General features: G+C 56.8%; 12 protein-coding genes, 2 tRNA genes and 5 pseudogenes. 6 read left to right on the top strand and 13 right to left on the bottom strand.

Going from position 1 to position 18,570, the window contains the following annotated elements; translation table 11 throughout:
• Positions 1-118: 118 nt before the first annotated feature.
• A complete protein-coding gene (locus WLO32_RS11290; RefSeq protein WP_435945271.1) occupies positions 119-1,126 on the top strand; it encodes a LacI family DNA-binding transcriptional regulator in 1,008 nt (335 codons plus the stop codon).
• Positions 1,127-1,227: 101 nt separating this feature from the next.
• Here the strand turns inward: WLO32_RS11290 and WLO32_RS11285 are convergent, their stop codons facing one another.
• From WLO32_RS11285 to mdtK, 4 genes and pseudogenes are all read right to left on the bottom strand, one after another.
• Positions 1,228-1,797 (bottom strand): DJ-1/PfpI family protein, encoded by a 570-nt coding sequence (locus tag WLO32_RS11285; RefSeq protein WP_435948285.1) that lies wholly within the window; start codon positions 1,795-1,797, stop codon positions 1,228-1,230.
• Positions 1,798-2,030: 233 nt separating this feature from the next.
• Positions 2,031-2,107: transfer RNA gene (locus tag WLO32_RS11280), tRNA-Val, on the bottom strand.
• Positions 2,108-2,125: 18 nt separating this feature from the next.
• A tRNA-Val gene (locus tag WLO32_RS11275) sits at positions 2,126-2,202 on the bottom strand.
• A 155-nt stretch (positions 2,203-2,357) separates the two neighbouring features.
• Positions 2,358-3,732 (bottom strand): annotated as a pseudogene (gene mdtK, locus WLO32_RS11270) (MdtK family multidrug efflux MATE transporter).
• Between the two features lie 248 nt (positions 3,733-3,980).
• Here mdtK and WLO32_RS11265 point away from each other — a divergent pair.
• On the top strand, positions 3,981-4,622 hold the full coding sequence (locus tag WLO32_RS11265; protein ID WP_435945270.1) for a riboflavin synthase subunit alpha: 642 nt from the start codon (positions 3,981-3,983) through the stop codon (positions 4,620-4,622).
• 37 nt (positions 4,623-4,659) lie between these two features.
• Here WLO32_RS11265 and WLO32_RS11260 read toward each other — a convergent pair whose 3' ends face one another.
• The 5 genes and pseudogenes from WLO32_RS11260 to punC all read right to left on the bottom strand — a co-directional run bounded on the left by WLO32_RS11260 (position 4,660) and on the right by punC (position 11,242).
• The gene (locus tag WLO32_RS11260; RefSeq protein ID WP_435945269.1) at positions 4,660-5,583 is read right to left on the bottom strand and encodes a LacI family DNA-binding transcriptional regulator; all 924 of its coding nucleotides are present in this window, start codon (positions 5,581-5,583) and stop codon (positions 4,660-4,662) included.
• Between the two features lie 51 nt (positions 5,584-5,634).
• Positions 5,635-7,026 carry a glycoside hydrolase family 1 protein gene (locus WLO32_RS11255; RefSeq protein WP_435945268.1) on the bottom strand — a complete coding sequence of 464 codons (1,392 nt, stop codon included), beginning with the start codon at positions 7,024-7,026 and terminating at the stop codon, positions 5,635-5,637.
• Positions 7,027-7,073: 47 nt separating this feature from the next.
• Positions 7,074-8,394: pseudogene (locus WLO32_RS11250) on the bottom strand (PTS sugar transporter subunit IIC).
• A gap of 203 nt (positions 8,395-8,597) precedes the next feature.
• Positions 8,598-9,746, bottom strand: coding sequence for a cyclopropane fatty acyl phospholipid synthase (gene cfa / locus WLO32_RS11245; protein ID WP_435945267.1), 1,149 nt, complete (start codon positions 9,744-9,746; stop codon positions 8,598-8,600).
• A gap of 293 nt (positions 9,747-10,039) precedes the next feature.
• Positions 10,040-11,242: a purine nucleoside transporter PunC gene (punC, locus tag WLO32_RS11240; protein WP_435945266.1), complete on the bottom strand. Its 1,203-nt coding sequence runs from the start codon at positions 11,240-11,242 to the stop codon at positions 10,040-10,042.
• 114 nt (positions 11,243-11,356) lie between these two features.
• On the opposite strand from punC, the pseudogene punR reads away from it, so the two are divergent.
• A pseudogene (gene punR / locus WLO32_RS11235) lies at positions 11,357-12,296 on the top strand (DNA-binding transcriptional activator PunR).
• On the opposite strand, the pseudogene purR reads toward punR, so the two are convergent.
• A pseudogene (gene purR, locus WLO32_RS11230) lies at positions 12,293-13,319 on the bottom strand (HTH-type transcriptional repressor PurR). The pseudogenes punR and purR sit on opposite strands and share 4 nt — an antisense overlap.
• A 308-nt stretch (positions 13,320-13,627) precedes the next feature.
• Between purR and WLO32_RS11225 the strand changes: the two are divergent.
• Positions 13,628-13,717 (top strand): YnhF family membrane protein, encoded by a 90-nt coding sequence (locus WLO32_RS11225; RefSeq protein ID WP_435945265.1) that lies wholly within the window; start codon positions 13,628-13,630, stop codon positions 13,715-13,717.
• A gap of 48 nt (positions 13,718-13,765) precedes the next feature.
• Here the strand turns inward: WLO32_RS11225 and WLO32_RS11220 are convergent, their stop codons facing one another.
• Positions 13,766-14,599, bottom strand: coding sequence for a C40 family peptidase (locus WLO32_RS11220; RefSeq protein WP_435945264.1), 834 nt, complete (start codon positions 14,597-14,599; stop codon positions 13,766-13,768).
• Between the two features lie 361 nt (positions 14,600-14,960).
• On the opposite strand from WLO32_RS11220, the gene WLO32_RS11215 reads away from it, so the two are divergent.
• Positions 14,961-15,305 carry a Grx4 family monothiol glutaredoxin gene (locus WLO32_RS11215; protein ID WP_121268754.1) on the top strand — a complete coding sequence of 115 codons (345 nt, stop codon included), beginning with the start codon at positions 14,961-14,963 and terminating at the stop codon, positions 15,303-15,305.
• A gap of 464 nt (positions 15,306-15,769) precedes the next feature.
• The gene (locus WLO32_RS11210; RefSeq protein WP_435945263.1) at positions 15,770-17,305 is read left to right on the top strand and encodes a methyl-accepting chemotaxis protein; all 1,536 of its coding nucleotides are present in this window, start codon (positions 15,770-15,772) and stop codon (positions 17,303-17,305) included.
• Between the two features lie 91 nt (positions 17,306-17,396).
• On the opposite strand, the gene rnt is transcribed toward WLO32_RS11210, so the two are convergent.
• Together rnt and gloA are read right to left on the bottom strand one after the other, a co-directional pair.
• A complete protein-coding gene (gene rnt, locus WLO32_RS11205) occupies positions 17,397-18,062 on the bottom strand; it encodes a ribonuclease T (RefSeq protein ID WP_435945262.1) in 666 nt (221 codons plus the stop codon).
• 91 nt (positions 18,063-18,153) lie between these two features.
• Positions 18,154-18,562: pseudogene (gloA, locus tag WLO32_RS11200) on the bottom strand (lactoylglutathione lyase).
• Between the last annotated feature and the right edge of the window lie 8 nt (positions 18,563-18,570).

Here is an 18,570-nt window from a genome sequence, read left to right as displayed (position 1 = left end):
ACGCAGGGCTACTGTAATCAGGCGCTTTTTAATATGATTTTGTTATGCCTTAGAGACAAAATTAATATATTGAACAGTATGCTACCCTAAGCGGAAAGATCAGGAGACCGCTTAGCCCATGCCAGCACAGGATAAAAAACGCGCCAGGTTAGTTGATGTCGCCCGCCACGCCGGCGTATCGCCCGGCACGGTATCGAACGCGTTGCACAACACCCGCTTTGTTGAGCCCGGGACGCGGCGGCGCATTGAAGAGGCCATTCAGGCGCTAAACTACACGCCGAACATTCGCGCCCGCCAGCTACGCACGGGAAAAACCAATACCATCGCCTTGCTCTCTTCCGTTCCCCTGAGCATCGCCTCAGGCGCATCGAAGCTTGGCTTTATGATGGAGGTGGCGCTAACGGCGGCGATTATGGCCCTGGAAAAGCAGCACGCGCTGATTCTTGTCCCGCCGGGCGAAAGCCCGCTGGAGACGGTGAGCTTCGATGCCGCGATTTTGATTGAGCCCGCAGAAAACGATGCGCAGCTGCAGGCGCTTGAGCTGGCGGGCATTCCCTGCGTCACCATTGGCCGCACGCCGGGAACGGCGACGCCGGTTCCCTGGGTCGATCTGCATTCGGGGGCAACGGCTGAGCTGCTGCTGGCGCATCTGCGGGCTGCGGGAGCCGGCAAATGCGCACTCTTTATCGCTACGACCCGCCGGACCTCCACGCTTGAAACGGAAGCGGCCTATCGGCGCTGGTGCGAAGGGCGCCAGGCGCCGGTTATTTATTATCTTGATGAAAACGAAGGCGAAACGGCCGGCTATCAGGCCGCACTCAGGCTATTACAGGACGAGCCGGAAGTTGATGGCCTGCTGGTTTTAGTCGACACCTTTGCCAGCGGAGCCGTGCGCGCCTTTCATGAAACCGGAACCGCTATTCCGCAAAGGATGCGGCTGGTTACCCGCTACGACGGCATTCGGGCGCGGGAATCCCGGCCGCAGCTAACGGCGGTGAATATGCATCTGGATGAGGTCGCCCGTCAGGCGGTCACGCTTCTGTTCGAGGCGCTGGCCGGGCATAAGGTGAAAGGAAGCAGCGGGGCGATGCCTGAACTGTCGATCAGAAAATCCACTCAGGGGTAATTTTGCGTGCCCCGTGGTGGATCGGGTCCGGCGTTCAGTCAGTAAACACACACCGCGCCGCTGAGGTTAAGCTTTCGATTTGGCGGCCGCTTGTGCAAAGCTTACTGCTGCAGCACTTCGGCAAATTTCGCCAGCCACTGCGGATGCGCGGGCCAGGCCGGGGCGGTGACCAGATTGCCGTCAACGTGCGCCTGATCGATGCCGATGTCGGCATAGTGCCCGCCGCCGAGCCGCACTTCCGGCGCGCAGGCCGGGTAGGCGCTGCAGGTTCGCCCCTTCAATATCCCGGCGGCGGCCAGCAGCTGCGGGCCGTGGCAAACGGCGGCAATAGGTTTGCGCGCGGCGTCAAACGCCTGCACCAGTTTGATCACTTCGTCATTTAAGCGCAGATATTCAGGCGCTCGTCCGCCCGGAATCAACAGGGCGTCATAATCCTGCTCCTTCGCAGCGGCGAAATCGGCGTTGAGCGTAAAGCGGTGGCCGGGTTTCTCGCTGTAGGTCTGGGCACCGTCAAAATCATGGATCGCCGTCATGATGTAGTCGCCCTTCGCCTTGTCCGGGCAGACCGCGTCAACCTGATGGCCAATCATCTGCAGCGCCTGAAACGGCACCATGGTTTCGTAATCTTCGGCGTAATCGCCGACCAGCATCAGAATCTTTTTGCCCGTCATGACCCTTCCCCCGAGAATGAACATGCCTAAGGTATAGCCCAGCGCCAGGGGGAATGCGAACTGCTTAGCCGTCTCCGGAAGGGGTGACGACAAAAGGAAGAGTTATTCTCGGCGGGAGGTTTGGGCGACAGATAAAAGCGAAACAGCGTGGAGCCTGACGGAAAGATAAAGCGTGGGATTTTAACGTTTTTCAAGGGACTGCCGGCATTTATGCATGTCTGCGGCATAAGAAATGGTGCGTCCGAGTGGACTCGAACCACCGACCCCCACCATGTCAAGGTGGTGCTCTAACCAACTGAGCTACGGACGCACTGGGTAAAACTTAAAATGGTGCGTTCAATTGGACTCGAACCAACGACCCCCACCATGTCAAGGTGGTGCTCTAACCAACTGAGCTATGAACGCATCAAGCTGTCTGGCGACAACGGGGACGAATATTAGCGGCAGCCTTGAAGCCTTGCAAGGGGAAAACCGCAATTTTCTCTAAGATTTCACGCAATTGCTGAGCAACTGCGCAGTACGCTGAAAAAGTAGCCGCCATCAAGGCGGCCGTTGGCGTTTTATCGTGCGGCGCGCTGCAAAATAGTCGCTGAAGGCTGACGCTGCAGCCAGCGCATGCGCAGCATCATCATAACGGCGGCGGAGGTCAGGCCGATAATAAAGCCCATCCAGAATCCCGCAGGCCCCATGCGCTCAACCACCAGATCCGTAAGCGCCAGCACGTAACCGCTCGGTAACCCCAGCACCCAGTAGGCGATAAAGGTGATAAAGAAAATCGAGCGCGTGTCTTTGTAGCCGCGCAGCACGCCGCTGCCGATAACCTGCACCGAATCGGAAATCTGGTAGACCGCGGGCCAGCAGCATCAGGTGCGCGGCCAGCGCGACCACCGCCGGATTATCGTTATACAGCAGGGCGATGTATTCCCGGAAGGTGACGGTGAAAAGCGCGGTAATAGTCGCCATGCAAATCCCTACGCAGATACCGGTGCGGGCGGCGATTTGCGCGTCAAGGGTGGAACCTTGTCCGAGCCGGAAGCCGACGCGGATAGTGACCGCGGCGGCCACCGACAGGGGAATGACGAACATCAGCGAGCTGAAGTTAAGCGCAATCTGGTGCCCGGCCACGTCAACGATGCCCAGCGGCGAGACGAGCAGGGCGACGACCGCGAACAGCGTCACCTCAAAGAACAGCGCCAGCGCAATGGGCAGCCCGAGCTGCACCAGACGCTTCACCACGTTCCAGTCCGGCGCGCCGAATCCGGCGGGGCTGCGAATATCGCGCATGGAACGCGCCTTGCGCACGTAGGAGATCATGCTGAAGAACATTACCCAGTAAACCGCCGCGGTCGCCACGCCGCAGCCGACGCCGCCCAGCTCCGGCATGCCGAAATGGCCGTAGATAAAGATGTAGTTCACCGGAATATTCACCAGCAGGCCGATAAAGCCCATCACCATGCCGGGTTTGGTTTTTGCCAGCCCCTCGCACTGGTTACGCGCGACCTGGAAGAACAGATAGCCCGGAGCGCCCCACAGCAGCGCGTGCAGGTAGCCCACCGCCTTTTCGGCAAGCCGCGGGTCGATGTTGTGCATGGAGCCTATGATATAGCCCGCGTTCCACAGCACGACCATGATCAGCAGCGACACCATACCCGCCAGCCAGAAACCCTGACGAATCTGATGGGCGATGCGCTCGCGCCGTCCGGAGCCGTTAAGCTGCGCCACCACCGGCGTCAGCGCCAGCAGCAGGCCGTGGCCAAACAGAATGGCGGGCAGCCAGATGGAGGTGCCGATGGCCACCGCGGCCATATCCGTAGCGCTGTAGCCGCCCGCCATGACGGTATCGACAAAGCCCATGGCGGTTTGCGCGACCTGCGCCAGAATCACGGGTATCGCCAGAGCTAACAACTGGCGGGCCTCAATAAAGTACTTCTGCATACTGACACCTGATTATTATTAGTTATAAGAAACACAAAGACGCCGCCGTCTGTGGCAGCAAGAAGAAATTGCAGGGGAATGAGCCAGACTATTGTAGCGAGAGTTAATTAAATCGCCAGCCAAATAATAGCGGGGCCGCGATGATGACTGGCAAGCTTTTTTTCCAACTGTTAAAGTGCCGCACACAGATACAGGCATGCCCCGTCGGGGATGCCGGTGGCACTTATTAAATCGTCAGGAGCTTTAGGATGTTTACAGGTATAGTGCAGGGCACCGCGACCCTGGTCTCCATTGATGAAAAACCTAACTTCCGCACCCACGTTATCGAGATGCCGGAGGCCATGCTGCCCGGCCTTGAAACCGGCGCGTCCGTGGCGCACAACGGCTGCTGCCTGACGGTCACGGAAATCGATGGCAACCGCGTCAGCTTCGATCTGATGAAAGAGACGCTGCGCATCACCAACCTCGGGGAATTAGCCGTAGGCGATAGCGTAAATGTGGAGCGCGCGGCGAAATTTAACGACGAAATCGGCGGGCATTTAATGTCGGGGCATATTATGACCACGGCGGAAGTGGCAAAGATCCTCACCTCGGAAAATAACCGCCAGATCTGGTTTAAAATTCACGACAAAAGCCTGATGAAATATATCCTGCACAAAGGTTATATCGGCATTGACGGTATTAGCCTGACGGTAGGCGAAGTGACGGCGAGCCGTTTTTGTGTGCACTTAATTCCCGAAACGCTGCAGCGCACCACCCTCGGCAGTAAAAAGCTGGGCAGCCGCATCAATATTGAAATCGATCCGCAAACCCAGGCTATCGTCGATACCGTTGAACGCGTGCTGGCAAGCCGCGAAGCGACTCTTGCCGCGGCGTTGACGAAGGAATAACCTCCGGCGGCGGGTGGGCCGCTCACCCGTCGTTCATTCAGGCAATCAGCAAACTCCCGCGCACTAAATCGCCGCTATGGCGTTCCCCCAGCAGGAGCTCCATCGCGCGGCGGGCAATGCTTTCCAGCGGATATTCAATGGCCGGGATCGTACTGACGCCGGGCAGGCGAGTCGAACCATCGAGGCTGAACACCATCACTTTTTCCGGCACCGATAGCTGATACTGATTGAGCATCATCACCGCTTCCTGCGCCTGGCTGTCGTCGGTAACCAGCAGGGCGGTAAACTTCACGCCGCTGTTAATCAGCTTCTGCAGCGCGATGCGCAGCGACGGCTCGTTCTCAATGACCAGCTGGCGGTTGAACGGCACCACGTAGTTGTGCAGCGCCTGACGGTAGCCATCCATGGTCAGGGCTGCCGCCTCGCCGCCCGGAAAGTTAACCAGCGCGATATGCCGGCGATGCTGCGAACACAGATAGTGGACGGCGGTTTCGGCGGCGAAGATCCGGTCGCACTGGACGCTGTTAACGCCTGCCGGATTCAGGCAGTCAATCAGCACGACCTCTTGGGCAAGCACCGGCAGCGGGAAACGCGCGCCGATGACGACCAGCGCGTCGCACATGCCGTTGGAGAGTTCCTGAACCGCGTGGGCGACGCTTTCAGCGTCGTTGGCGAAGCGCAGCAGCAGGTGTTTGCGGTGCTGGCTGAGCTGTTTCTCCAGCGCCTGCAGGTAACCGGTGGATTGCTGAATATGCTCGGTGGCGCAAATAACCCCGACGCAGTTTGTCGTCTGGCTGCTCAGGGACTGGGCGATGGCGTTGGGCTTGTAGTTCAGGATTTCAGCGGCGCGCAGCACGGCGAGGCGGCTTTCATCCTTGACGCCGCGGCTGCCGCTCAGCACCCTGGAAACGGTGGCTTTCGAGACCTGCGCGAGACGCGCAACATCATTAATATTTGACATGGTGATTTCCTGCACTGCCAGAAGCGGGCCGAAATGGCCCGCTTAATTACCTTACCGCCGGTCGTCAAAACCGTTTTTTGCCGCCGTCTCGCGGAACCATTCGCCGCTTTTCTTGATGGTGCGCTTCTGCGTCGCCAGATCCAGCGACACGAAACCGTAGCGGTTTTTATAGGCGTTACACCAGGACCAGTTATCGATAAAGGTCCACATGTGATAACCGAGGCAGTTGCTGCCTTCGCTAATGCCTTTGTGCAGCCATTTCAGATGGTCGCTGACAAAATCGATGCGGTAATCGTCCTGGATTTGCCCATTCTCATCGAAACGCTGCTCGTTTTCCACGCCCATACCGTTCTCGGAGATATAACAGCGCGGGTTGTTATAGTTTTCGCGCAGGTTGGTCAGGATATCGTAGATGCCCTGCTCGTAGATTTCCCAGCCGCGGTACGGGTTCATTTTGCGGCCCGGCATTTCGTAGGCCTCAAAGAACCATTCCGGCATGAACGGGCTGTCCGGGTTCACCTGCGAGTCGCGGCATTTGATACGGCGCGGCTGGTAGTAGTTGATGCCGAGCAAATCCACCACGCCTGCTGCAAGCAGGGCTTTATCTTCCGGCCGGCACGCCGGCAGCTGGCCATGCTCTTTAAGCAGCGCGACCAGCTCCTGCGGATATTCGCCGCGCAGCGCCGGGTCGAGGAAGCTGCGGTTGAACATCAGGTCGGCAATATTCGCGGCTTTCACATCCGCCGGGTTTTGCGAGCGGGGGTAGGAAGGCGTTAGGTTGAGGATAATCCCGATTTCGCCGCCGTCGTTACGCTCATGATAAGCCTGCACCGCCAGCGAGTGGGCGAGCATGGTGTGGTAAGCGACCGTTGCCGCACGCTTAAAGTCCACCACGTTCGGATAGTGGAAGTCGTACAGATAGCCGCCCTCGACCGGCACTACCGGCTCGTTAAAGGTAAACCAGTGCTCAACGCGATCGCCGAACAGCTCGAAGCAGGTTCTGGCGTAGTCGGCATAAGCGGTGACAACGTCACGGCTTTCCCAGCCGCCCAGCTCCTGCATCGCCATCGGCATATCGAAGTGGAACAGGTTAATAAACGGCGTGATGCCCTGAGCATGCAGCTCGTCAAACACCTGGCTGTAGAATTTCACCGCCTCCTGATTGACTTCTCCACGGCCCTGCGGAATTAAGCGCGCCCAGGAGATGGAGGTGCGAAAAGTATTGTGGTTCAGGGCCTTGAGCAGCGCGATATCCTGCTGCCAGTGCTGATAAAAGGTTGAGGTATCCGTCGGGCCGACGCCGTTGTGGAAACGCGTGGGCTGCAGGGCGAACCACTGGTCCCAGATGGTGGCGGACTTGCCGAAGGCCAGCGTCTCGCCTTCGGTTTGCGGCGCGGAACTGGCGCTGCCCCACCAGAAGTTATCGGGAAATGCGTATTTCATTCTTTTTCCTCGTTTGACGTACCCGCCATCAGGCAGGCAATAAATGTTCAATTCACTATCACCGGGCTTTCGTTTTCCTGCGCGCTGCGCTCTTCATCCTGTTTGAGCAGGGTGCGCTCGTAGGCCTTCAGGAAGGGGTAATACATCACAGCTGACATCACCATACAAATCAGGCACATGATTACGGGACTTACCGCCCAGTTTGCGGCCCAGGAAGCGCCTACTGGCGCCGGCGTAGTCCAGGGCGTCAGCGAGACGACCTGTGCGACCCAGCCGAGCCTGGTGGCGATATAAGCCAGCGTGGCGTTAATCATCGGCACCAGCGTAAAGGGCAGGAAAAACACCGGGTTCATGATGATCGGCGTACCGAACAGAATAGGCTCGTTGATGTTGAAAAAGCTCGGCACCACGCCCATTTTGCCGATGGTGCGCAAATGTACCGCCCGGCTGCGCAGCAGCAGGAAGGCCAGCGGCAGAGTTGAGCCCACGCCGCCAATCAGCAGGTAATGATCCCAGAAGCCCTGCAGATAAATATGCGGCAGCGCGGCGCCTGCGGCCAGGGCGCTCTGGTTGGCGGAAAGGTTCGCCATCCAGAAGGGGTTCATAATGCCGGTGACGATAAGCGCGCCGTGAATGCCTGCGAACCACAGGATCTGGCAGATAAAGACGGAGATAAGTATGGCCGGCAGCGAATCGGAGGCGGAAACCAGCGGCGCGAGCAGGTGCATAATCGCCTCCGGCAGAATCATCCCGGTTGCGGACTCAATCAGCAGGTTCAGCGGATGAAGCGTGAAAACAATCACCACCACCGGAATCAGGATCTCAAAAGAGCGGGCCCACGCCGGTCGGCACTTCTTTTGGCAGGCGGATGGTTATATTGTGGCGTTTGAGCAGCGCGTACATTTCGCTGGCGTAAATAGCCGTAATCAGCGCGGTGAAAATGCCCTGGCCGGAGAAGTATTGCGTAGAGATCTGCCCGTCCTTATAGGGAGCGGCCACCAGCAGGAAGGCCATAAAGGCCAGCAGGCCGGTCATCACCGGGTCGAGCCTGTAGTGCTTGCCGAGGCTTGCGCCGATGCCGACGGAGATAAAGAACGTCATCACCCCCATGCTGAGGTTAAACGGCAGCATTAGCTGTTCGCGGTAGGTCTGCGAAAAGTTTAGCCACGCGCGGGCGAAACCCCAGCCGCTGTCCGGCGAGAAAGGCGGGAAAATAAAAACTAACAGGAAAGAACCGATAATCATAAACGGCAGGGCGGCGATAAAACCGTCGCGAATGGCGATAACGTGACGCTGCGAACCCATCACTCCCGCCATTGGCGTCACTTTTTGCTCAATCACATTGACCATCTTTTGGTACATGCTCATGGCGATATCCTTGCTATTGTCCCGATAAGTAGCCCGATTGTGAAACAAAATGGAAACCGGTTTCCAATGGCGAAATGGATATCTGCTAGCGAGATCAACATCGTGACGGGAAGGCGTTTTGAAACGTGAAGAAAATCACGTTTTATTCAGCTTGCGCTACAGCGGAAGAAAAGCTGTTCCCCCGACGCTGCGGGGGGACAGTATTAGCGGGGCACGCGCAGGCCGTTTTCAACGCCGCGGCTAAAGACCACCTGCCAGAGCTGAATGTCGCGGGCGCGAAACGCTCCGGCGCAGGCGTTGAGATAATAGCTGAACATGCGTTTGAAACGCTCAGAGTAGTTATCGGCGATTTCCGGCCAGCAGGCGAGGAAGCGCTCGTGCCAGGCCATCAGCGTTTTGTCGTAATCCGCGCCAAAATTGTGCCAGTCTTCCATCACGAAATGACTTTCGCTGGCGTCGGCGATTTGGCGGATGGAGGGCAGGCAGCCGTTGGGGAAGATATATTTATCTATCCACGGGTCCACGTTGTTGTCGGTTTTATTCGAGCCGATGGTGTGCAGCAGGAAAATGCCGTCGGGCTTCAGGTTGCGGTCGGCCACTTCAAAATAGGTAGCGTAGTTTTTCGGGCCGACGTGTTCGAACATGCCTACCGACACAATGCGGTCGAACTGCATGTCCAGATCGCGGTAGTCCTGCAGCAAAATGGTGACGTCCAGCCCTGCGCAGCGCTCCTGCGCCATTTTCTGCTGTTCGGCGGAAATGGTGACGCCGTGCACCGTCACGCCGTAGTTACGCGCGGCGTATGCCGCAAGCCCGCCCCAGCCGCAGCCGATATCGAGCAGGGTCATGCCCGGCTCCATATGCAGCTTATCGCAGATCATCTTAAGCTTGGCGTCCTGCGCTTCGCTGAGGGTGGCGGCGTCTTTCCAGTAGCCGCAGGAGTACTGCATATGCTCGTCAAGCATGCGGCTGAACAGGTCGTTGCCCAGATCGTAGTGCTCTTTGCCTACAATCCAGGCGCGTTTTTTACTTTGCAGATTAACGAGCCGGGCGGCCGCGATACGCAGTGTGTCTTTTAAATGATGCGGGAGCTGTTTTTCCAGTCCGGCGCGAATCACTTTGCAAAAAAAGATATCCAGACGTTCGCAATCCCACCAGCCGTCCATATAGCTCTCACCTAAACCCAGTGAGCCTTCCTGCAGGACGCGTTTAAAAAAGTCGGGATGTTTAATCTGAACATCAAAAGGGTGAGGGCCGTTAATAGTAATCCCCGCCCGGGTGAGCATTTCGTTCGCGATACGATACCATTCATTATCTCGTATGCTGACTTCTTCTATACACGATGAACTCATAGCTTCTCCATCACAGAGTGACCAGAACCTTAAAACAGCGTAGACGCTATTTCGGGTATGTGAGAAATCGCACGGAAAAATCCGTGTGCCTGATATCCGACGTAGAACAGAGAAAAGGGCCGGCGCCCGTAATAATGACTATCCAAAGTCAAACGGGAGCACGCAGGCTCCCGTTAATACATTCATTATAGTGATAATAATCGAGCCGCTGTCGAGTATATGCCTGTAAATCTGATGATTCAATGCTTTATCGTTAGCAAGCTAATTACGTTTTTTTTACATTATCGCCCGGGTTACCGTATCCGCGAGGAGGAGGCCTGCGCCGCCTGCCAGTTTCGCGCGCGGCTGCGGCGCTGGAGCAGATAGCCCAGAATCGCCATGGCGACGGTGGCTAACATGACGCTGGTGGTGGTCAGCAACGGCGTGGCGACCAGCCAGGAAACCACCAGGCTTGCGAAGAAACATAAGCCAAGCTGCAGCGTGTTTTGCAGCGCGGCGGCCTTGCCGGTCGCCTGCGGGAAGGGCAGCAGGGCCGCGGCGACCACGACGGGATAAATGGCGCCGTTCGCCATCGCCATGACGCAAAACGGGATAAGCAGCAGGGTCAGGTTTGCATGGCCGCTGACCGCGACGGCCCAGGTGCCGAATACGCTCAGGGTATAGAGCGCCAGCAGCCAGGGCAGCATTTGTTTCCCCTGCCACTTTTGCAGCGCGCTGCGGCAGCCGTAGCCGCCGATCAGGAAGGCGATGGTCTGCGGCATATAGCTCAGGCCGATAGCCGCCGGGCTGTAGCCCATGTCATTAAGGATAAACGGCGAGCCGGTAAGCCAGGCGAAGAAGCTTGCCGAGCAGGCGGCGTAAACCAGCACGTTGCCGCCGTAGACGCGCGAGCGCAGCAGCGACAGGAAGCTTACCCGGTTGTCGTCGGTCTGCGGGTGATGCTGTGTACGGGGCCGCAAACGCAGCGTCGGCACCATCAGGATCAGGGTGATGACAAACAGCGTGGCGAAAATGGCCTGCCAGTCGAAATGGTTAAGGATCCAGCTTCCCAGCAAAGGGGCGAGCGCCGGAGAAAGCCCCACCAGCGGCATAATGGTGGCAAAGATGCGGTTAGCGCGGCTCGCCGGATAGTAATCCGTCACCAGGGCCTGCCAGCTTACGGCCGCGGAACACACGCCCACCGCCTGAATAAAGCGCAGCGCGAGCAGCGCCGTCGCGCTTTCAACCCACAGCATACCGAGGCAGCCTGCCGCGAAAATGCTTAATCCGGCTAACAGGACCGGTTTGCGGCCGAAGCGATCGGACATCGGCCCCCACATCAGCTGCGCAAAGGCAAAGCCCGCCAGGAACAGGCTCAGGCTGGCGCTAACGGCGGAGGCCTCGGTGTTTAAATCCTGTTGGATAGCGGCGAAGGCCGGCAGATACATATCGGTGGCAAGGAAGCCCAGCACGCTCAGACCAGCCAGCCAGATAAGAAATCCTTTTGATGGTTGCATAGTTTTCTCTTGAATTATTCGCAGGTTTTCAGCGGCGAGAGTCTACGGAGTGCAAAGTGGCTTGTGAAACGCTAATATTTGTAGATTGCATTCAAATTTTTTGCAGGCACAAATATGTGGTCTGAATATTCGCTGGAAGTCATAGACGCGGTGGCGCGCAACGGGAGTTTTAGCGGAGCGGCGCAGGAGCTGCACCGGGTGCCTTCCGCCATCAGCTATACGGTGCGGCAGCTGGAAGACTGGCTGGCGGTGCCGCTGTTTGAACGCCGCCACAGGGACGTTGAGCTAACGCCCGCCGGCGCCTTCTTTTTGAAAGAAGGCCGTTCTGTTATCAAAAAAATGATGACGACACGGCAGCAGTGCCAGCAGATCGCTAATGGATGGCGCGGGCATCTGGCCATCGCCGTGGACAATATCGTTAAGCCCGAGCGAACCCGGCAGCTGGTGCTGGATTTCTATCGTCATTTCCCGGACATCGAGCTGCGCGTTTTTCAGGAGGTGTTTAACGGCGTGTGGGACGCGCTGGCGGACGGGCGGGTGGAGGTGGCGATTGGCGCCACGCAGGCTATTCCCGTCGGGGGGCGCTATGCGTTTCGCGATATGGGCGTGCTGAGCTGGCGCTGCGTGGTGGCCGCAGCGCACCCGCTTGCGCAACGTGACGGGGCCCTGAGCGACGAAGAGCTGCGCGCCTGGCCTTCGCTGGTGCTGGAAGATACCTCCCGCTCGCTGCCCAAACGTATTACCTGGCTGCTGGATAACCAGCATCGCGTGGTGGTGCCGGACTGGCAGTCCGGCTCGGACTGCCTGAGCGCGGGCCTGTGCATAGGTATGGTGCCGTCGCACATCGCCAGACCCTGGCTTGCGGCCGGGGCATGGCGCGAGCTGGCGCTTGAGAATCCCTTCCCGGACGCGGGCCTGCTGCCTGACGTGGCGGCAAAACGATGCGTCGCCGGCGTTAAGCTGGCTGCTGGAGTATCTGGGGGACAGCGAGACGATGAATCAGGAATGGCTAAGGGAGCCTGAAGAAGATCCCCAGGCTCAGGCTACAACTTAACGGCGGTAGTCGCGGAACGGGCCGTCGGCGACCGAGCGGCGTTCAATCAGGCGCGGATGCACCTCAATGGTCTGCGACTCTTCGCGTTTATTAACGATGCGGTCAAGCAGCATGCTAAACGCGGTTTCGCCCAGCGAGTCTTTCGGCTGGTGAATGGTGGTCAGCGCCGGGGAGAAGTAGCGGGCGTTGCGCACGTTGTCGTAGCCGATAATGGAAATATCCTGCGGCACGCGCAGGCCCATCTCATCCGCTGCGCAAATCGCGCCCATCGCCATAATATCCCCGCCGCAGAAGACGGCGGTTGGACGATGCGGCTGGTTTAAAATCTGCTGCATGGCGCGATAGCCGGATTCCGGTTCGAAATCCCCCTGCACGATCCAGTTCTCGGGCACGGTGATATTCGCCTCTTCCAGCGCTTTCATAAAGCCGGCATGACGGCCGCCGCCGGTGTTGCGTTCCATTTGTCCCGGAATGGCGCCAATCTCGCGATGCCCGCGCTCAAGAAGATAGCGGCCTGCGAGGTAGCCGCCGCGAAAAGCGTTGTCTATCACCGAGTCGGTGAAGTCGGCTCGTGCTTCGCCCCAGTCCATCACCACCATGGGAATATGGCGGTATTCTTCAAGCATGGTCAGCAGCGTGTCCGGGTATTCAGAACACATAACCAGCAGGCCATCGACGCGCTTTTGCGCCATCATCGACAGATAGGCGCGCTGCTTTTCAAAATTGTTATGCGCGTTGCCAAGAATCAGGGTGTAGCCTTTTTCAAAGCAGCTGTTTTCTACCGCTTCGATAATTTCGGCGAAATAGGGCGCTTCGCTGGAGGTAGCGAGCAGGCCCAATCGTCTTGGTGTGATTAACTTTCAGGCTGCGCGCCACGGCGCTTGGCGAATAGTGTAATTCTTTGATTGCCGCCCAGACCGCGTTGCGGGTTTCTTCCGCCACAAAGCGCGTTTTGTTAATAACATGTGACACGGTTGTGGTGGAAACGTTTGCGCGCTTCGCCACGTCCTTAATTGTTGCCATTAGATGTCACTCCAGGCCATATCGTAAACTCCTGATAATCCGGCTGTTAAACGTTTGCGTTCCCTGACTCCTGGGGCAACTTTTGGGCTGCTGCATGTCGGGAATGCGACATAAAACGGGAGGAGGGCGTTGAATTGATAGCACGCAGTAAATTAGCGAGGGATTTTGGCTTATCTTTTAGCAAAGTGGAAGAGGGAAAACCAATATCATCCTAAATCCAGGAGGATTTTTGCGCCCGTTTGTGGGAAAATCATTCGCACATACTCTTTGTAGGGTAATATTCTTAGCGTAATAAAAGGAAGCTGCTGATGAATACCGATCTGAAATTTTCCGTTATCACCACGGTAGTTGTACTAAGCCTGATTGTCGCAGGTGCTTTAACAGCAGTAATGCACTAATTAAAAGGGGCCGCATGCGGCCCCCTTTGTCTTTTATCCCACGCGCAATTAACGAATGGTTTTTGGCGTCATCACGCGTTTGGCGCCAACGTAGTGGCGCTGCCAGTAATCTTCGCTCAGCGAGGTAATCTGGATATCGCGACCGCTGCGAGGAGACTGGATAAACTTGCCGTTGCCTACGTAAACGCCAACGTGATCGGCCGCGCCGCGCCCGCGGGTGCGGAAGAACACCAGATCGCCGCTTTCCAGCTCGCCGCGATCGACGGAAGCCGCATCACGCAGGTGATACATCTCATTTGCCGTGCGCGGAATGCGGAACTTAACTAAATCTTTATAGGCGAAATAAACCAGCCCGCTGCAGTCGAAGCCGGTGCGCGGCGAGGTGCCTCCCCAGCGATACGGCTTGCCAATCTGACCCATCAGCTTATTCATCGCCGTCTTCTGCGCTTTTTGCACCCGTATTTTGTGCGCCTGGGCAATAGTCAGGTTTTTGTCGCCTTGCAGCGCCACGCACTTCGCTTTATGCCCTTTACGAGCTTTCGTGCACTGCCGGGAGGATACGGGGCTTTGAACTTTAGCGGCCTGAAGGCCTTTCACAGAAGATTTTTTGCTGGTGTTTTTCGCGAGGGTTTTACTTTTAGCGGCCGCTGCTTTCTTCTTTACCGGAGCGGACGTTTTCTTGCTGGACTTGCTGGTGGAGATGGAACTGGTCTTTTCTTTACTCTTGCTGGTTTTCGCTGCGCTTTTTGTTGGGCTTTTCGCTGCCGGAGCCTTAAGCGTGGCAACAGGTCGCGCGTGCCCGGAGGCCTGCGTCAAAGGTGTATAAGGCAAGGTAAAGAGCAGAGCACAGAGCGTGATAGAGATTTTTGTTATCCGCGCCACTCGACAATCCCCTGATAAAATGAAGGCAGGGTGAACGCCACCATGCCTGCGTATGATTTTTTGAAACCAGCCGATTCTAATCTATAAGAAGCCATAAAGTTAATAGCCTTTTACTCTGCGACATAAGGTTTCGTTATCAGGCGCAAAAAAATTAACCAATTATTTGCTTATAAGACTATTTATTGATCGAAGATGGGGCATTTTGAAGATTTGCCTGCTGGTGAAAAGTGTTATTCTTAAAACATGTTTAGCCGCCTTTGCAGTCAGGGAATAACCATGCGAAATTTGGTGTTTTCTGCCGGGGGCGCAACTCGCTACAATGGCAGGCTACTGCCGTAAAAAGGTTTGAGGAAGCAAGACAATGAGCACAATCGAAAAAATCCAGCGCCAGATCTCAGAGAACCCGATCCTTCTCTATATGAAAGGCTCGCCGAAGCTGCCAAGCTGCGGCTTCTCAGCCCAGGCGGTACAGGCGCTGTCCGCCTGCGGCGAGCGTTTTGCCTACGTGGACATCCTGCAGAACCCGGATATCCGCGCAGAACTGCCAAAATACGCCAACTGGCCGACCTTCCCGCAGCTGTGGGTTGACGGCGAACTGGTCGGCGGCTGTGACATCATTATCGAGATGTACCAGCGCGGCGAACTGCAGACGCTGATTAAAGAAACCGCCGAGAAATACAAGTCAGAAACGCCTGACGCTGAATAAGTCGCGCAAGCTGATTGAAAACCAGTCCCTTTACGGGGCTGGTTTTTTTTATGCCCTCTCCCCACTACGGCTGCCGACAGGCGGTTGATGCTTTTTTCTTAAGCTGTGGCTTTGCCTGCCGACATTCAATAAGTTAGCCATAAATCCGCCCCTTTTTTAACCGCGGCTTAGGCTCCTGACCCTTCATTTTTTTTGCGTTACTATTTCAGATAACGGCGTTTGAACCGATATATAAATTATCGATAAGGATTATCTGGTGTGCTTCAGGATGCTGCACCGATATTAACATTGGGTATTTATGTATTTTTTGAACTTAACTCAGGCGGCCGTGTTTTTTGAACGATCGGCGTTAAACGGTGCTGGCAATAACTTCATCAACGGCTTTTTCGGCCACGTTACCGACAGCATTTTCAGCAATAACCCCGGGCGCGTAGCGCGATCGCGGATAGCCGTGCGGGGGTTGCATGAGAACCAATAACCCCGTCTCCCAGCGTGAACTCCTTCTGGATGAAGGCGAGGCTTTAATGTCGACTACCGACATCGACAGCCATATTACTTACGCAAACTCCGCTTTTATTAAGGTCAGCGGGTTTAACGAAGAAGAACTCCTGGGCGAACCCCATAATCTTATTCGCCATCCAGACATGCCCGCGGAAGCTTTTGCCGATATGTGGTCAACCTTAAAACAGGGAGACAGCTGGACGGGCGTGGTCAAAAATCGCTGTAAAAATGGGGATCATTACTGGACGCAGGCGAACGTTACGCCCGTTTATCAGGATGGCCGGCTCAAGGGCTATATCTCGGTACGCACCGTGCCGGGCAGGGAAGAAATACAGGCCAGCGAAGAGCTGTATAAAGCCGTAAGGGAAAAGCGGGCCGGGCATCTGCGGTTTTATAAAGGGCTGGTTGTCCGCCGCGGCTGGAAAAGCGCGCTTTCGCTATTTCAGCGCCTGTCCCTTTCAAACCGCCTGGCCGGAACGCTGCTGTTGCCGGCGCTTGTCACCATCGCTCTGCCGTTTTCAGGGCTGGGGGCGGTTGCGCAGGCGTCGATAGCGGCTGGATTATTTCTCGCCATGAATTCACTCCTGCAGCGCCAGGTCGCAAAGCCGGTGAGAACCATCGTGCAGCAGATGCAGAAGATTGTTTCCGGTCAGAAAGCGGAGCTGCTCCATTTTAACCGGGTGGACGATATCGGCATGATGATGCGCCTGGTCAATCAGTCAGGGCTGAACCTGCGGTCGCTGGTGGACGATGTCAGCACGCAAATCAGCGGCATCGGCCATATTACCCGCCAGCTGGCGACCAGCAGCAAAGCGATGAGCGAGCGTACCGACGAAACCTATGCGGACTTGCAGCAGACGGTAAGCGCCATCGAGGCTATTTCCGTCGCCGTTAAGCAGACCGCCGACACCTCAGCGGAAACTACGCGCATGGCCATACAGGCAAGCTCGATGGCGGTGAAAGGTGAGCAGATGATGAAGAATACGCTGAGCATGATGGAGTCGATGGCGCAGGCAAGCCAGCATATCGTCGAGATCATCAGCGTGATTGACCGTATTGCCTTCCAGACTAATATTCTCGCGCTTAACGCAGCGGTTGAAGCGGCGCGGGCAGGCGTTTCCGGGCGAGGATTTGCCGTGGTTGCGGCGGAGGTTCGTCAGCTGGCGCAGCATTCGGCAACGGCTGCGAAAGAGATAAAAAATCTTATCGACAGCAACGTGGAGAATATCAGCACCGGCGTCGGCATGGTGCAAAGCTCCGAAAGGCATATCAGTGAAATGACCGCGGAAATTGTACGCATGACGGAGCTAATCAGAGAGATCGGCGACGCAACCCGCGAGCAGACCAGCGCGCTGGCGCTGATCAACAGCTCCGTTGAGCGGATCGGTACTATGACGCAAAACAATGCTGAGATGGTGGTTCACGCCGGAACCGTGGTGGAGAACCTCAATTTGCGCTCGGTACGGCTAAGCAGCGCCATTAACGTTTACGGCAGTTAAGCCGCAACTTTTCTCCACCTGCGGGCCCAGCTGACAATCGCCGCGCCGATCAGGTTCGGGCAAACAAAAGGCCGCGTTAAGCGGCCTTTTTTTAAAGCTTTTGTTCAGGCGCCGGCGCTTCCGGCATCGGCAGCGGCCAGCCGCCAAGCCGCTTCCAGCGGTTAACGATTTCGCAAAACAGCAGGGCGGTTTGCTCCGTATCGTACAGCGCGGAGTGCGCCTGGCTGCTGTCGAAAGGTATGCCCGCGGTGATGCAGGCTTTCGCCAGCACGGTCTGACCCAGCGCCAGGCCGCTAAGGGCCGCGGTGTCAAAGGTCACAAACGGGTGGAACGGATTGCGCTTCAGGGAGGCGCGCTCCGCTGCGGCCATCATAAAGCTGTGGTCGAAGGTGGCATTGTGCGCCACCATAATCGCCCGGTTACAGCCGCTGTCCTTAATGCCTTTGCGCACCATTTTAAAAATGCTGTGCAGGGCTTCGTACTCACTGACGGCACCACGCAACGGGTTGTGAGGATCGATACCGTTGAAGGCCAGCGCTTCCGGCTCGAGGATGGCTCCCTCGAAAGGTTCAACATGGAAATGCAGCGTTTCATCAGGTGTCAACCAGCCCTCCGCATCCATCTTCAGCGTAATGGCGGCCACTTCCAGCAACGCGTCGGTTTTGGCGTTAAAACCTGCGGTTTCAACGTCAATGACTACCGGATAAAAACCACGAAAACGGTCGCACAGGCCAGGCAATTGCGTGTTGTCAGACATCAGGATCTCTTAATACGGGGAAAATGCAGCGCGCATTATGGCAAATTTCGGGAAGGGAAGCTAACGGGCGCACAACGCGCCCGCCGGGAAATTAGTTGCCCAGGCCTTTGCCCGCGTCTTTGCTTTCAATGAGTTCAATTTTGTAGCCGTCGGGATCTTCAACAAAAGCGATAACGGTGCTGCCGCCTTTTACCGGGCCCCGCTTCGCGAGTGACGTTGCCGCCGCTGTTGCGAATGCGTTCGCAGGCTTCGGCTGCGTTGTCCACGCTCAGGGCGATATGGCCATAGGCGTTGCCCGCATCGTAGCTTTCCACGCCCCAGTTATAGGTCAGTTCGATCACCGCCTCTTCGCTTTCCGGGCCGTAGCCGACGAACGCCAGGGAGTATTTGTATTCCGGGTTTTCACTGGTACGCAGCAGGGTCATGCCCAGCACTTTGGTGTAGAACTCGATGGAGCGTTGCAGATCGCCAACACGCAGCATGGTGTGAAGTAAGCGCATAAAATCCT

The organism is Dryocola mayonis (assembly GCF_051307045.1).
GTDB lineage: Bacteria > Pseudomonadota > Gammaproteobacteria > Enterobacterales > Enterobacteriaceae > Dryocola.
Note: the sequence above shows the minus strand (reverse complement) of the source record. Positions and strands in the feature narration are given on the sequence as shown.